The sequence below is a fragment of the Peredibacter starrii genome, assembly GCF_034259205.1.
Lineage (GTDB): Bacteria > Bdellovibrionota > Bacteriovoracia > Bacteriovoracales > Bacteriovoracaceae > Peredibacter > Peredibacter starrii.
On sequence record NZ_CP139487.1, the window covers coordinates 1,230,359 to 1,245,076 of the forward strand.

Genomic DNA, 14,718 nt, shown 5'->3' on the forward strand with positions numbered 1-14,718 from the left:
TGCTGCGTTTTGTTAAAGGCAAAAATGAAGAAAAAACAGCTCCGCGCCCTGAATTCCCTCGAGAAGTGGCTTTTAAAAGAAGTTCCGAGTCAGGAAATACTAAAAGAGGCCTTCAAAACCATCCGTGGTGCTCTGGAAAGTCTACCCGAGGAAATTGATGAAATTCCTGCGGGATTACCGGTCCCGGCCGAAATTGCAAGTGAGCCTCAAACGATTGCTCTCTATTCAGATGGCGGATGTCGTGGAAATCCGGGTCCGGGTGCATTTGCATACGTCGTACAAAATCACCAAGGTGAAGTTCTTGCAGAAGGTGTGGAGTTTGAAGCTCACACCACAAATAATAAGATGGAGCTCTCGGGCCCGATTCGTGGTCTTTCAGAGTTAAAGGATATTCTTCCTGAATCACGTCTTACAAAAATCAAGGTCATCACTGATTCAAAATATGTTGTGGACGGAATGAAGAGTTGGGTCGCAGGCTGGAAGTCTCGTGGTTGGAAAAAGGCCGATGGTAAAGCGCCAGAGAATCTTGAGCTTTGGCAGGAGCTTGATCGAGTGAAAGATTCATTCCTGCAAGTAGAATGGGCCTGGGTAAAAGGTCATGGCGGACATCCGCAAAACGAATACTGTGATAAGAAGGCCAATGAGGCGATGGATGCGAATCTTTCTTAGTCTTCTCTTTCTATCATTTCATCTCGAGGCCGCTTGCGAATTTAAAGCAGCGGCCAAGAAAGTCATTTCGCTTTCTGGAACTTCAACCGTTGTATTTAAAGAGTTGGGACTTCTCTCAAAACTTCACGGTATTTCTGTTTTCAATCCTATCAGTGATAAAGAATTTTCCGGCAAGGTCTATCCGGGCGGAATCTTTTTATCTCATAGTGCACTTTCTGAATTAGAAGGAAGTGTGGTGTTTTATGATGAGAGTCGTGATCTGAAAAAAGTTTTAGGTTCTCGTAAAACCATCATCGCCACTGAAATTCATACTCGAGGTCTCACTCCTAAAGAATCAATGGATGGAACAATTAAGGCGATTACTCCTTATGTTCAGAATTGTGAAGATAAGATCACGACTTTGAATTCTAAGATCAAAACCTTGGAAGAAAAGCTACTTAAGAAAATTCCGAATGATCTCAATGTCGTTTTTTATTTGGGAGAGTTTCACAGTGGTCGCGCACCAGAATTTGTGATGGTCAATGACGGTGTCGTAAAGTGGCTTAAGGATTTGAAGAAAATCAAAACTTATCCCACGGATCTTGCTTACGTAAACTGGTCATCGAAGCTCATGAGTGAGATGCCGGTAAATACGATGCATGTGGGAGTGAAAGATCCGGGTCGTGATAATAAGCGAGAAATAAAAAGGTCATCCCAGAGGATGACCTTTATTTATCCTGGTTCTTTGGTTCCAGGTGTAACTCAGCTTGAAGCTTTTCTTTATTGGGCAGAATCTATTTTTTAGTTTTTGCTTTATTTGCAGCAACCATATCCTGAGCGATCTTTTTCATACGTTGAAATTCTTCAGTTGAACCGATTCCTCCAGACGTAGTCATTTTCATTTCCATTTCTTTTGCCTGCTTCACGCGCTCATTTGAATTCGGGTGTGAGGCCATGGCATCTGATAACCAAACCATCGCAGCGTTCTGACCTTTCTTCGCTTCTTTTTCCATTGAAGCAAGTTTTGAGTAGAAGTCGCCAATCTTCGTTTTATCGTAACCGGCCACAGTTGCGTATCTGAAGCCCACGCGATCTGATTCTAATTCATCTTCCTGAGAGTTTTTCATGAAGACAAACTTCTGAACCATTAATCCACCAACTGCACCACCACCTGCACCATAGGCGGTGTACTTCGCCAAACAGGCAGTGTCTTTTGGAGCGCAAAGTTTTTTACTAAGCATATAGCCGGCAGCTCCACCAAGAGCAGCACCAACTCCACCGAACACCCAAGTTTTCGTTTGTTCCTTCTTTGCTATATACATGCGCTCAGCTGTATGGCGAGCAGTCACGTGGCCAATCTCATGTCCTAATACGCCTGCGATTTCCGCTTCAGAATCGGCCATCGCAATAATAGGTGCAGTGATAAAGACACTTCCTGCCGGCATTGCAAACGCGTTCACCGCTTGCACATCAACCACTGTGAAAGTGTAAGTGTATGGGTTGTTATTTAAGCGATTAGCATTAACGAGCTTCTGACCCAAGCGATTGATGTAGGCCTGGATCTCTTTATTTTCGGCCGCTGGATATTCTTTCATCATTTCCGGCAGGGCCTCCTTGGTTAACTTCTTTTCTTCATCAACAGTTAAGGCCACTTGTTGGCCCTCGTTATTTCCTTCGCGGTAGCGATCTGATGTCTTGGCGCAAGAAACCAAAAGAATCATCAGGGAAAGTCCCATGATTAGCTTATTTGTCATATATACCCCTCTAAAAGCGATTAACACATTTTATGTAAGAGGATAGAATCTTCCAAGAATTATGTATAAATTCAAAATCACTGATCCTCATTTTTTGCCTCATTGTGCTTGTGATGTCGAGCTAACGGTTTCTCCTGGGGAAGTAGTGACTTTAGTGGGGGAGAACGGGCTTGGTAAATCCACCCTCATGAATCGCCTGTGGCAAACTTATGCCCATGACATGACCTACGTTGAACAAAAACCGTTGGATCTTTTTTACGATCGTCCGCTTAGAAAAATTAAAGATGTTTTATTAAAATCTCGGGCCGATAAAATTGATAAAGAGTTTTTCGCTTCACTCTGGAAGCGTTTTGGCCTCGAACAAAAAGAGACTCGCTTGCATTCTTCGCTCTCTGGAGGAGAAGGTCAGGCGCTAAAAATCTCTTTGGCGCTGGCACAAATGTCTCAATGCTATTTACTCGATGAGCCTTCGCAGTTTCTCGATGTGAATATGAAGCAAGTATTGAGTGCTGTCGTAAGTGAACTCCAAGCGAAGCAGAAGTCCATTGTTTTGGTTGAGCATGATAAGGAGTGGATTCGTCATTCTCGTTTTGTTCAATTGGGAGTTGTGGATGAGACTTTGAAAGAGGTGAAATCGTGGACTATCTAATTCCAAGATTTCTCTGTGCTTTTTTATCAGGCGCCATTCTTTCCCAGACGGGAAGTTTGATTCAAATGGGAACCAGAAATATTCTGGCGAGCCCTTCAACCCTTGGCTTTGATGGATTAAGTATTCTCTGGATTCTAATCCTTCATTCAATTCTATTGCTGACGGGTTATGAGCATCCAGTGACAGTATTGTTTCTTTTCGGAGTTCCGGTCTTTGCTCTCGTAGGACTCTTCTTTTCTAAATTTATCGGACAATCAAAAAATATTGAGCGACTGATTCTTTTGGGTCTTACCTTTAACTTGTTGGTAGGGGCAGTCTTCTCGTTATGGCAGTTTTTGTTCCTGGCCTTTAATCTTCCGTTTCCGGTTGAGCTTTGGTTTGGTCATTTTCGTTTTGCGAACATTGAGGCCCTGGGAATTTTAATTGTTTTGGAACTTTTGATTCTCTTAGGGTGGTGGAGATTATCTAAAGAATTTTTATTATTTTCTCTGGGTAAGAACCTGGCGTCGAATTGGAAATTAGAGGAGAAACTCGTCTATAAGTTTCTATTTCTGACAGTGGCAATCGGAACATTTACCGTGATAAGTCTCTTTGGAGCATTCTCATTCATGGGCCTAGTGTTTCCCATTCTCGCCCGTAAGCTTTGGTTTAAAAAATTCGATCTTGCAGGAGAGTTTTTGATTGGTGGGTTTGCCAATGGACTATTACTCATGGCGATTGATTCCGCTTGTTACTACTTCCCGATCTTCGGGGCAGAAATTCCGGTAGGGCTGATAGCAACTGCTGTAGGTGCGCTGAGTCTTATTTTCCTTTTATGGAGTTCATACAGACCCATGGAAATTGTGGCAAAGACTAAAAAATAAAGTTATTCTTTAAATGTTTTAATCAACAAAGGATTGTTCTCTATGAAAAACACGTGGGTTTTATTAAGCCTTTTAGTTTCTGTTCTAGTTCTCTCTGCTTGTTCTAAAAATGATCCAAAGAAAATTTCCCTTGAGTCTGAAGACGATAAAACGTTCTACGCTATGGGATACATGCTTGGTGGTAACCTTCAACGTCTAAGCCTTTCTGATAAAGAGCTTGCTGCTCTTTACAAAGGTGTTGCAATGGCCGCTAAGAACGAAAAGTCTGAAGTAGACATGGCCGTTTATCAGAACCGTATCCAAGAAGTTTTCAAAGCTCGTATGGATAAAGTTGCTGCTAAAGAAAAAGAAGCTGGTAAAGCTTTCATCGAAAAGTTCATCAAAGATGAAGGTGCTACTAAGACTGAATCAGGTCTAGCTTATAAAGTAATCAAAGAAGGTACTGGTGCTACTCCAACTGCTGAAGACGTTGTTGAAGTTCACTACCACGGTACACTTGCTGACGGTACAGTTTTCGATTCATCAGTTGAGCGCGGTAAGACAATCTCTTTCCCACTTAACCGTGTAATCAAAGGTTGGACTGAAGGTCTACAAACTATGAAAGAAGGCGGAAAAACTAAGTTCGTAATTCCTTCTGACCTAGCTTACGGCGAAGCTGGTGCTCCTCCGAAAATCCCTGGTGGCGCAACTCTAGTTTTCGAAGTTGAGCTTTTCAAAGTTACAAAAGCTGCTGACGCTAACAAGCCAGCTGCTCCAGCTCCAAAGAAAAAGTAATTCTTTTAGATTAGATCTAATAGATGAGGGCGGTAGCAATACCGCCCTTTTTTTTGCACTGAAATTGGCCTGTAATCTGCTTTTGAATCACGATACATATAAAGACTCATCTCTGAATTAATTCTGAAGCCTGCGGGGATCACTTTCGCCAGCGGCGGTAATAATTACTTTCGCCAGCGGCAGTAATATTCACTTTCTCCAGCGGCAGTAATATTCACTTTCTCCAGCGGCAGTAATATTCACTTTCTCCAGCGGCGGTAATATTCACTTTCTCCAGCGGCGGTAATATTCACTTTCTCCAGCGGCGGTAATAATTACTTTCTCCAGCGTCAGTAATTAACCCTTATCATTCTTTATAAATGTCTTTCTAAGCAAAGGAAGAGCAGAGGAGGGCGATCTAAAAGTCAGAACAAGCACAAAAAAAAGGCCACCTTCCGGTGGCCTTCATATAAATCAATTTATCTAAGAATTACTTAGAAGGTTTGAACCAACAAAGTGGACGTGTACCAGATTTGTGGCCAAGAGAACCGTGACAAGTACCTTTTACTTCGTCAGTAGCAGATACGTCTTCGTTCATGCTTACGTCACAGATAGAACCTTGGTAGTAAGTATCTAGACGACACTGAGCTTTAGGGTGGTTGTCATCTGTTTTAGAAACAACTGCTCTGTCTGGAGTTTCGAAAGCTGTAGCAGGTAGGTTACCAAGAGCTGAGAATAGATCTGAAACTGATTTACCCGCCATTGAAGTACGGATACAAAGAGCAGTATCTTCTTTATCGTTCTTAGTAGCTTTTTTACAACCATCAACAACCATCTTCGGAGCGTTCATAGCTTTTACGATAGCTTGGTTATTGTCGTTTACCCATGTTTTACGAAGACACTTAAGAACTGCGAAGTAGTCAGATTGACCTTCGTTTGAAGCCCAGCTAACAGCTCCACCGCCGTTACCGCCCCACCATCCGCCGCCGCCAGCAGATTGACCTTTTCTTGGAGCTCCACCGATGTGGTGACCAAGTTCGTGACACACAACTAGAGACATACCGTCTTTAGTGATTGTGTTGTGACGAGCTAGACCGCCGAACATAGCAACTTTCCAAGTTTTACCTTGTTGAGAAGCGTATGCGTTAACTGTACCGTCAGTCCAGTTACGCTCGATATATAGTTTGCCACCTAGGTTAGCAACGATTGGAGAGTAGATGCGTTCAACTTCGTCGATAGCGTCATTGAATTCAGCTTCTGTGATACCGCCCTTAAGACCTTTCTGATCTGCAGAGATGTATAGATCGTTCTCAGGAACGAATCCACCTTTACCATCTTGTGAACAAGCAAGTGCTGATCCAGCAAGTGTAAGGCCTAGTGCCAATGCTGTAAGTTTCTTCATAGTCATTCTCGGTATCCTCCGTGATCTCTAATACAATTTTGTGTTAGGATTTTATTTGGATGGTTATTGTTTCGTTTTTCAAAAAAACCTGTCTAGTCAGAAATTCATTTTGGCCTCAGGTTGTAAGAAGATGTTGGAAAACCGACCAAAATAGGCAGTTGCGCGCAAAATCAATTAAAGGAAATTCATGTTTTTCATCGCGTTTTATGTTCCCGAAGATCACGCAGAGAAGGTGAAAGAAGCTATGTTCCTGGCAGGTGCAGGAACAATTGGTAACTATCGTCGATGTTCCTTTGAATACAAAGGAGTAGGCCAGTTTGAGCCACTCGCAGGAAGTGATCCTTTCATCGGAAAAGTTGGTGATGTCGAACGTGTTCCAGAACTCAAAGTGGAAATGGTTTGTGCAGAAGGACATCTAGCCGCAGCAATTTCGGCTTTAAAGATGTCACATCCGTACGAAACTCCCGCTTATCACGTGATAAAAACAGTCGGGATTTAAGCTGTAATTAAAGCTAAAAAGTTGATCCATTCAAACCGATAAGAAAAGAGAACAAAGAGGTTTAAATGAAGCTCTTCCTTTTTTCTATTCTACTTTCTACTCAGCTCTTCGCTGCTGAAAACAAGACACCACCCCTGCGTGAAGTGGCCGTTATTGTGACTAAAGAGGGTTATTACCCAAAGTCTCTTTCAGTTTTTGAAGGCGAAAAGGTGAAGTTTTATGTGACTTCAACGGTGGAAGAACCTCATTGTTTAATCGTGGAATCTCATAAAGTGTTCCTGGCCGCCAATAAAGGCAAGGTCACTGAGGCAGAGGCGGTCTTTGATAAGGCCGGAGAATTTGCCTTTTATTGTCCAAGTTCAAAAAATGACGGAAAAATAGTGGTTTTAAAGAAAGTTGTGCCGAAGAGAGAAGTGGCCTCAGAAAAAGGGGACGGCATGCTTTGGACCCCAAAAGAGTATTAGGAGCTTTCAGTCATGAGTAGCGTTTTTCAGGACGCAATTTCGACCCTCTTAGCACCAATCGGCGATTTGCTGAAAGATCCTTCTATTTCAGAAGTCATGATCAACGGTCCCTTCGATATTTTCATTGAACGTAAAGGTCTCGTTTACCGAGTTCCAAATAAATTTCCAGATGACGAATCTTTGATGGCCTCGATGCGAGCAGTTGCTCAGTCGGTAGGTCGTGTGATTGATTCAGATAATCCTCGTCTGGATGCTCGTCTGCCGGACGGTTCACGTATTGCCGTAGTGATTCCACCAATGGCCAAGGCCGGTGTGACAGTTGCGATTCGTAAATTCTCAGAGGAGAAATTAGGTCTGAAGGATCTAATTAACTTCGGTTCGCTTTCACCAGATGGCGCGCGTTTTCTCGATTGCTGCATGTATATGGGTAAGAACACTCTCGTGAGTGGTGGTACCGGTTCAGGTAAGACCACCATGCTGAACGTTCTTGGTGGCCGCATGCCAAAAACTCAGCGCCTTCTTATCATTGAAGATGCGGCCGAACTTCAAATTAAAGCTGAGCACGTGGTTCAATTTGAAACACGTAAGCCAAATAAAGAGCGTGGGATCAAAGAAGTGACCATCAGAGATTTGATGGAATCAGCACTCCGTCTTCGTCCAGATAGAATTATCGTGGGGGAGGTTCGTGGTCCTGAGGCACTTGATCTTCTAAATGCCATGGGTACCGGTCACGAAGGTTCAATGGGTACGGTTCACGCCAACTCACCGGTCGATGCTTGTACTCGTCTAGAGACTTTGTGTCTGATGGGTGAAACGAAAATTCCACCTGATGCTATTCGTAAAATGGTCGGAAGTGCTCTGCAATTAATCGTTCAATGTAGCCGTTACCATGATGGTGGTCGTCGTACTTCTCATATCTCAGAAGTTCTGGGTGTGGATGAGCACGGTCGTTATGTGGTGCGAGATATTTTTCGCTGGGTGCAAACTGGTAAGGATGAGAACGGTAAGTTCATCGGAGAAATGGTTCCGACGGGTTACGTTCCAACATTCTTTGAAGAGTTTGTGGCCAATAAACTTCCATTCCCAAGAGCAAACTTTAAGCCGCCTGAATGGGCCCTTCCAATGCTTAAGAAAGCATCTTAAAAGACTTTTCAGAAGTTTTAAGCTGAGTAGAATAGAGGCACTACAAAGGAGCCTCTATGAGTACTATTAAAAAGATTCATGCGCGACAAATTCTGGATTCACGTGGAAATCCAACAGTTGAAGTTGATGTAACAACAGACAGAGGATTTGTAGGTCGTGCTTCAGTACCATCTGGTGCATCTACTGGTAGCCGTGAAGCTCTTGAGCTTCGTGACGGTGATAAAACTCACTATATGGGTAAAGGCGTTTTAACTGCGGTTAAAAACGTAAATGAACTGATTGCCCCAAAACTAATCGGCAAAAGCGTTTTCGATCAGCGTGCGATTGATAATCTCATGCTGGAAATCGATGGCACTGAAAATAAAGCAAAACTTGGTGCGAACGCGATCCTTGGTGTTTCAATGGCCGTTTGTCGTGCCGGCGCACTCGAAAAAGGTAAGCCTCTTTATCAATACCTTTTCGAAGATCTTAAAGTTCCAAATCCAGTTGGGAAACTTCGTCTTCCAACTCCACTCATGAACATCATTAACGGTGGAGCTCACGCTTCTAACAATCTTGATATCCAGGAATTCATGATTGTCCCTCACATGAAAAAATCATTCTCTGAAAACTTCCGCGCAGGTGTTGAAGTTTTCCATAACCTTAAAAAAGTTCTTTCAGATAAAGGTTATTCAACAAACGTTGGTGATGAAGGTGGATTCGCTCCGGATCTTAAATCTCATGACGAAGCGATTGAATGTATTCTTACTGCCATTCAGAAGGCCGGTTATAGGCCAGGTGTAGATATTTCTCTTTCACTAGACTGTGCTGCTTCTGAGTTCTACAAAGACGGCAAGTACGAAATGCAAGGTAAGACTTACACTTCTGACGAAATGATTCCTTACTATGAGCACATGACAAAAATTGCTCCAATCTATTCAATCGAAGATGGTTTCGATGAATCAGATCAAAAGGGCTTCATTAATTTCCAGGCGAAGCTTGGTTCAAAACTAGTCAACGTAGGGGATGACCTGTTTGTAACAAACGCTAAAATCCTTAAGCGTGGTATCGATAATAAAGAGGCCAATGCCATTTTAGTGAAAGTGAATCAGATCGGCTCTCTTTCTGAGACATTCGATACTTTGAAACTTGCTTACGATAATGGTTTTAAAGCGATCATCTCTCACCGTTCAGGTGAAACAGCTGATGCTTTCATCGCTGACCTGGCAGTCGCTTCAGGCTCGGGCCACATCAAAACTGGTTCTGCTTCTCGTTCAGATCGAATGGAGAAATATAATCAACTTCTTCGCATTGAAGAGGAATTGGGCCAGAGCGCGCAATTTGATCCAGTAAAATAAGCCTTCTAAAGCTCGAGGGGAACATTTTCCCCTCAGCTTTTTGTTTGTCCGTATCCCCGCTAGGGCTTAAAATTGAACTTGTTTGGACCTAAGCTCAAAGGGGGTCCCATTGAACTCTAAGCTATTTGTCGGTTTAACTTTTTTCTCTGACAACTCTTTCGCTAAAAATATCGAAAGTTTTCGTTCGCGTTTTGATTCCAAATATCAAACCAATCCTGATTTGCATTTGCCGATCGTGGCCCCATTTGAAATTGAGGTCACTGAAGTTAAGAAGCTAAAGCAGGAGCTGGTAGAAGAGTTAGAATCTTTCTATTTCGAGAACACTGCTCATCACGTTTTGGGCTTTTCCGGTTTGGATGTTCAAGAGCACAAGAAGAATAAAATTCTTTATTTAAAACCAACCATCGAAGAAGAACTATCACTCTGTCAGGAGTCGTTGGTTTCAATTTGTAAGTCTTATATCACTGACCGTGAGAAGAAGATCAAAGACTCTAAAAAAACTTTTCTTACGATTGGCCGATTCAATGATCCTCTGGAGCTGCATGCTTCGATTGATCTTGCTCAAAAAGAATTTCAAGAATTCACCGCTCTACCTTACCAGTCCATTTGTCTTTTCTCGAAGAACAATGGCATTTGGTATAGAGAGGCAGATTTGATCAGTTTCGACCGTCCTACGAACGCCTTTTTGCATTCAACCAATATTTCCATATAATGGTTGAATGAAGTTCATTCCTCTTTTTCTGTTGTTTGTAGCAAGTGCTGCTGTTGCGCAGACTAGTTACGTACCTCCTACAAAAGTCCTCCTTAAAAAAGGCTATCAGCTTGGTGTGACCGGTGATTATTTCAAGTCATCAAAGTCCATTGATAAAGATGGTAAAGACGTTGAGTTTCTGGATGGAGAGTCATTTTCTCGCACGCAAGGTGAAGTGGAAGGCCGTTACGGTTTAACCAATGAACTTCAACTAAGTGGTGGTGTTCGCTTCCGTCAAAACGCTTCTAAGATGATCAATGCTGGTGGAGAAGTGGAAGATGAAACCAGCACCGGTGTTCAGTCTACATTTCTAAGTCTCATGTATGCCTTCAAACCAGTGGATCGTTTTATCTACGCAGTTGAGGGAACTTTTCGTTATACCCCTTATACAAACGAAGAAACCACCAGTACTCAAAGAGGAACAATGGTTCTCGGTGATGACGGGAACGAATACACAGTTGGTGCGGCGGTCACTTATGCTTCTCGCACGAATAACTACCTCACGCTTCGAGGTGGATATAGAAATCCAGGTAAAGATCTTGCCACTGAACTTTATTGGCAGGCCGAAGCGGCACTTGCCTGGAAATATGTAGCACTCATTGCTGGGGTGGATGGTTCATCTTCAATGAACAATGACCCCTATGAGGATAAGCCGCTCGAGAAACCAAATTACTACACTGGTCGTACCGCTCTTTACAACAGTAGCAATCGGGAATGGATGGCACCTTACGCTGGCCTGAACCTTGCCCTTGGAGAAAGTTGGCGAGTTGAGGCCCGCGGATCTCAAGTAGTAAGCGGCAAATCCACTGACCTAGGGACGAGTTTTAGTCTTGCTCTGATAAGACGTGTGGATGGAAAGAAGACTTCTAGTCCGGATAAGAGATTTAAAGATTATGATTTTGAAGGAACGATCACCAAGGTTTCTCCAAAGAAAGGTTATGTGGTCATCGATCGTGGACTTTCAAGTGACGTACAAAAAGGAATGAAGATCGATTTCTTCGATTTTGACTACGTTGGAGGAAATATCCTGCTGGCCCGAGGAACAGTCATTCAGGCCAAATCAGAAACATCGATTGTTAAGATCACTCAGCTCTACAATACTAAGAAGGAACTAAAAGAGGGTGTAGTTGCCAGAGGGTTCTTTAGATAGTTGACCAAACATCTTGGGATGATTGGGCAATTCTTATCGGCAGTTGTAACCTATTGAGTTTTAGTTAGAATTAAACAAAGCATTCGGACTTTAATTAAGGATATGGCCCATGAAGCTAGCTTTCTCTCTAATCTTAGCTGCTCTTTTTTCTTCAAATCTTCATGCGAAGAGATTTGCCAGTAAGTATTGTGAGTTTGAACTTCCTGCTGGGTGGGAGTGTGCTCTTGAAGGTTCTGAATACGTTTGTCAGAGTGAAAACGCAGATAGAAAAAAAGAATCAATCATCATTCTCGCGGCCAAGATCAGAGGTGAACAAGACACCATCGATCAATACATGGCCTATCTCAAAAAGAACAAAGAATACAATCTTCCTGGTGGGAAAAAACAAGTTTCAGAGCCAAAAAATACAAAGACAACTACGATTAACAATCACCTTTGGGTAGATGCTCTTCACCTTGCTTCAGAAGTTCCTGGTTTTTATACTCGCTACCTCGCTACGGTCAAAGAAGATCTGGGCGTGGCAGTTACTTTCTCAGTGAGTAAAGACCTCTATGCAACTTACCAACCGATCATCGATAAGATGGTTTCAACTCTTCGTGTTTTCCGTCAGAAGAAGGCCGACATGGCAAATCTTAGATCGGGAACTCAGGAAAGCGATCCTCAATTCAACGATGTTACTTTCAATCCAAATTCGACCGTTGATCTTGGTGGGAAAACTAAAAAACGTGGCGGTGATAGTGATGGTGGCGATGACATGATGTTGATCGTCGCAGTCATCGTACTCGTGGCAGTCGGCGGCCTGATCTTAAAGAACAAAAAGAAAAAGCCTAAGAAGTAATTAGATGCAAACGATTGTTGGCGTTCCAGTTTTCACTCGGAGAATGTAATTATCCGAGGTTCCGTACTTCGCCACAGTCATAACTGAAGTATTCACTGGAGAACGGATTCTCTGGATAAAATGTTCTTATGAGCCGAATTTTTTCAGTCTTGCTGAGTTTTCAACTACTAGTAGCGCCCGTTAATGTGGCGTATGCTGAAGCTCACTCTAAAACTGAAACAAGTCAAACCAGCTCAACAACCAAAACAACGACAGACAAAAAAGCCGAAGAGAAGGCCACTGCCAAAGATTCAATTGCTAGTGGTGTAACTCAGGCAGAGAATTCTCAATCGAACCCTCAATACGATTCTGAATCCCAGCACGAAGGTGGCTTTGGTTTTTATGCCAAACAAATCCTCGCCATTTCTACCAGTATCATCGGCGGAAGTATCATTGAGCAGTGTGCTCTGGGTGCAAAGATTCCTTCTATTATTACTTTCATGGCGGGGTCGCTGGTTTACATTGCTTCAGAACTTTCTGGGGCAAAACAACAGAACTCTGATCACAATAGTCGCATTGAAGACATTAAAACTATCGAACAGAAGCTGAAGTCACAGGGTGGGGAAGTTCAGAAGGCCATGCTTGAGCAACGCCTGAAAGAGGAAAAATCAACTCGCGATTACTTCATTAAAAAGCGTAATTGGATGATTGCGGTGACCGCCATTTATTTTGCAGCAATGGCCATGGCGATTGCTGAAGAGACCGCTGGAATTGCTGCGGGTGTAGCCTCTGGTACAATGGTTTGTGCCGGTCTTGCCGCCGCATATGCCGCTGGTTGTGGTCCGAAATATCCTGCGTGTTATGCAGCTCACTTTGCTGCTTGTCAGGCACTGGCCCCTCTTGGTTGGGCCGCAGTTATGCCGAATTTTGCTAACCCAGCTGCGCCTGCAGTTTCACTAACTGCTTGTGCGGCCGCGACTCAATATGCTCCTGGTTGTGCTGCTTATCACATGTCTTACCATGCAATTGCATATGCTGGTTGTCAGCCTCTTCCTGGAGTGAGCGGTATGCTTATTGCCAAGGCGATTTCAATGGCCTACTCAACGGCACTTACCCGCACAAGTGGTGCTAAATCAACGAGCTATATTGTGATGCTTGCTGGGCTCCTTATGTTCTTCGTGCCATCGCTTCAGTCAATGGTTGTGGCGATGTATAACTATCCAATTCCAAGATCAATTACATTTGGTATCTCTGCTGCTTTGGCAACAGCAGTGACTGCCGGATATGCCTCTCGAATTTCAGTCACTGAAGAGAACATTGCTAAATTAGAAGCACTTCTCGCTCAGTTCAGACAGCAGACCGATGATGACACGACTATCGGTGCTGATGTCGCGAACAACTCTGGACAGCCTACGACAGGCAGCAAAGACTTTAATGGTGTTGAAGTTAACACTGGTTCAAAAGTAAATCTTTCAAACAACTCAAGTTCGCTGAAGCCAAATGAAGTCACAAAGCTCTCACCCGGAACAAAGGCCATCACACTTACAAAACCAAAAACTTGTATTTCTAATGCTGGCGGAAGTGTAGATTTCTCAGAGAAGGCCTGTGCATCTCCTTTAAAAGTCACAAGACCGACTTTCGATGTGAAATACAATAAGGGTGAACTTCTTAAGAACGCAGGTAATCTCACTATCGATATGGCCCAAGCGGTGAGTGATGGGAACATCGATAAGGCCGATGCGATTGCTGGTCAGCTTGGCAGCATGGCCTCTAAATTAAAACAAACTGCACTTGATCTACAGAAAGAAAAGAACGAGATCTTAAAGACTGCTGGGATAAAAGATCAGGAAAGTGGTGAGCTTAAAGATTATCAACAGCAGTTGAACGATCAAGTTGCTGCCATTCAAATGGACATGGTAAAAGAAGCTCAAAAACATAAGCTCAATATCACTGCAGCAGATTTAAATTTAAATGATGGTAGCGCTTCAGTTTCAGATAAAAAGAAATCCGAAGACCTTAAAATCGAAACGTTCGCCAGCAACAATGTAGAAGCAATTAAGAGTGATATCACTCCTGGGGCAGATGAAGCAGGAATGGTCATGCCAGATGAAAAATCATTACTGGCCGATTTCAAAGAAGATGCTTCAGGCGCCGGCCTTCCAGCAGGAATTTCTGAAGAAGGAATGGATTCACTTTTCTCTAAGCAAAATAGCGGCGAGATCACAGAAGATAATCCTTATGGTTTATCACCTGAGGCCCTGCGAGCTGCCCGTGCTAATGGATATGCTCAGCTTGAGAACCGTGTGAAACGCTACGGTAACGAAGAAGATGGCATCAATTCTCTTAGTGATTCCTCAATCTTTAAGCAGATATCTACTCGATATTTTATGAATTACTCGAAGATCTCCATTCGTCGTCAAAAGGCGGCCTCGCCTTAACTTCGAGAATTTTTGTTGGCAGATAATCCTACAGAGTCCCCCCCAGTTTT

15 protein-coding genes are annotated in these 14,718 nt (G+C 43.2%); 13 read left to right on the forward strand and 2 right to left on the reverse strand.

Going from position 1 to position 14,718, the window contains the following annotated elements; genetic code table 11:
* Positions 1–24 precede the first annotated feature (24 nt).
* Together SOO65_RS06165 and SOO65_RS06170 are read left to right on the forward strand one after the other, a co-directional pair.
* Complete coding sequence (locus SOO65_RS06165; RefSeq protein ID WP_321398431.1) at positions 25–669, forward strand: ribonuclease H family protein; 645 nt, start codon at positions 25–27, stop codon at positions 667–669.
* Positions 653–1,453 carry a hypothetical protein gene (locus SOO65_RS06170; protein ID WP_321398433.1) on the forward strand — a complete coding sequence of 267 codons (801 nt, stop codon included), beginning with the start codon at positions 653–655 and terminating at the stop codon, positions 1,451–1,453. Before SOO65_RS06165 ends, SOO65_RS06170 begins: the two co-directional genes overlap by 17 nt.
* Here the strand turns inward: SOO65_RS06170 and SOO65_RS06175 are convergent.
* Positions 1,443–2,402, reverse strand: coding sequence for a M48 family metalloprotease (locus tag SOO65_RS06175; RefSeq protein ID WP_321398435.1), 960 nt, complete (start codon positions 2,400–2,402; stop codon positions 1,443–1,445). The two genes, SOO65_RS06170 and SOO65_RS06175, sit on opposite strands and share 11 nt — an antisense overlap.
* 61 nt (positions 2,403–2,463) lie before the next feature.
* Between SOO65_RS06175 and SOO65_RS06180 the strand changes: the two genes are divergently transcribed.
* The 3 genes from SOO65_RS06180 to SOO65_RS06190 are packed head-to-tail and all read left to right on the forward strand — an operon-like array spanning position 2,464 to position 4,688.
* The gene (locus tag SOO65_RS06180) at positions 2,464–3,051 is read left to right on the forward strand and encodes an ATP-binding cassette domain-containing protein (protein WP_321398437.1); all 588 of its coding nucleotides are present in this window, start codon (positions 2,464–2,466) and stop codon (positions 3,049–3,051) included.
* A complete protein-coding gene (locus SOO65_RS06185) occupies positions 3,039–3,914 on the forward strand; it encodes an iron chelate uptake ABC transporter family permease subunit (protein WP_321398439.1) in 876 nt (291 codons plus the stop codon). Before SOO65_RS06180 ends, SOO65_RS06185 begins: the two co-directional genes overlap by 13 nt.
* Positions 3,915–3,956: 42 nt before the next feature.
* Positions 3,957–4,688 carry a BamJ family beta-barrel-assembly machinery protein gene (locus SOO65_RS06190; RefSeq protein WP_321398441.1) on the forward strand — a complete coding sequence of 244 codons (732 nt, stop codon included), beginning with the start codon at positions 3,957–3,959 and terminating at the stop codon, positions 4,686–4,688.
* Between the two features lie 469 nt (positions 4,689–5,157).
* On the opposite strand, the gene SOO65_RS06195 is transcribed toward SOO65_RS06190, so the two are convergent.
* Positions 5,158–6,075, reverse strand: coding sequence for a hypothetical protein (locus SOO65_RS06195; protein WP_321398443.1), 918 nt, complete (start codon positions 6,073–6,075; stop codon positions 5,158–5,160).
* Between the two features lie 181 nt (positions 6,076–6,256).
* On the opposite strand from SOO65_RS06195, the gene SOO65_RS06200 reads away from it, so the two are divergent.
* From SOO65_RS06200 to SOO65_RS06235, 8 genes are all read left to right on the forward strand, one after another.
* Complete coding sequence (locus SOO65_RS06200; protein ID WP_321398445.1) at positions 6,257–6,568, forward strand: YqfO family protein; 312 nt, start codon at positions 6,257–6,259, stop codon at positions 6,566–6,568.
* Between the two features lie 65 nt (positions 6,569–6,633).
* Positions 6,634–7,032 (forward strand): cupredoxin domain-containing protein, encoded by a 399-nt coding sequence (locus SOO65_RS06205; protein WP_321398447.1) that lies wholly within the window; start codon positions 6,634–6,636, stop codon positions 7,030–7,032.
* A 12-nt stretch (positions 7,033–7,044) separates the two neighbouring features.
* Complete coding sequence (locus SOO65_RS06210; RefSeq protein WP_321398449.1) at positions 7,045–8,175, forward strand: TadA family conjugal transfer-associated ATPase; 1,131 nt, start codon at positions 7,045–7,047, stop codon at positions 8,173–8,175.
* A gap of 56 nt (positions 8,176–8,231) precedes the next feature.
* Positions 8,232–9,512, forward strand: a complete 1,281-nt coding sequence (eno, locus tag SOO65_RS06215) for a phosphopyruvate hydratase (protein WP_321398451.1) — start codon at positions 8,232–8,234, stop codon at positions 9,510–9,512.
* Positions 9,513–9,621: 109 nt separating this feature from the next.
* Entirely contained in the window at positions 9,622–10,224 is a 603-nt protein-coding gene (locus SOO65_RS06220; protein WP_321398454.1) for a 2'-5' RNA ligase family protein, read from the forward strand.
* Positions 10,225–10,231: 7 nt separating this feature from the next.
* On the forward strand, positions 10,232–11,413 hold the full coding sequence (locus SOO65_RS06225; protein ID WP_321398456.1) for a hypothetical protein: 1,182 nt from the start codon (positions 10,232–10,234) through the stop codon (positions 11,411–11,413).
* Between the two features lie 109 nt (positions 11,414–11,522).
* On the forward strand, positions 11,523–12,251 hold the full coding sequence (locus tag SOO65_RS06230) for a hypothetical protein (protein ID WP_321398458.1): 729 nt from the start codon (positions 11,523–11,525) through the stop codon (positions 12,249–12,251).
* Positions 12,252–12,379: 128 nt separating this feature from the next.
* Positions 12,380–14,668, forward strand: a complete 2,289-nt coding sequence (locus SOO65_RS06235; RefSeq protein ID WP_321398460.1) for a hypothetical protein — start codon at positions 12,380–12,382, stop codon at positions 14,666–14,668.
* Positions 14,669–14,718: the final 50 nt, after the last annotated feature.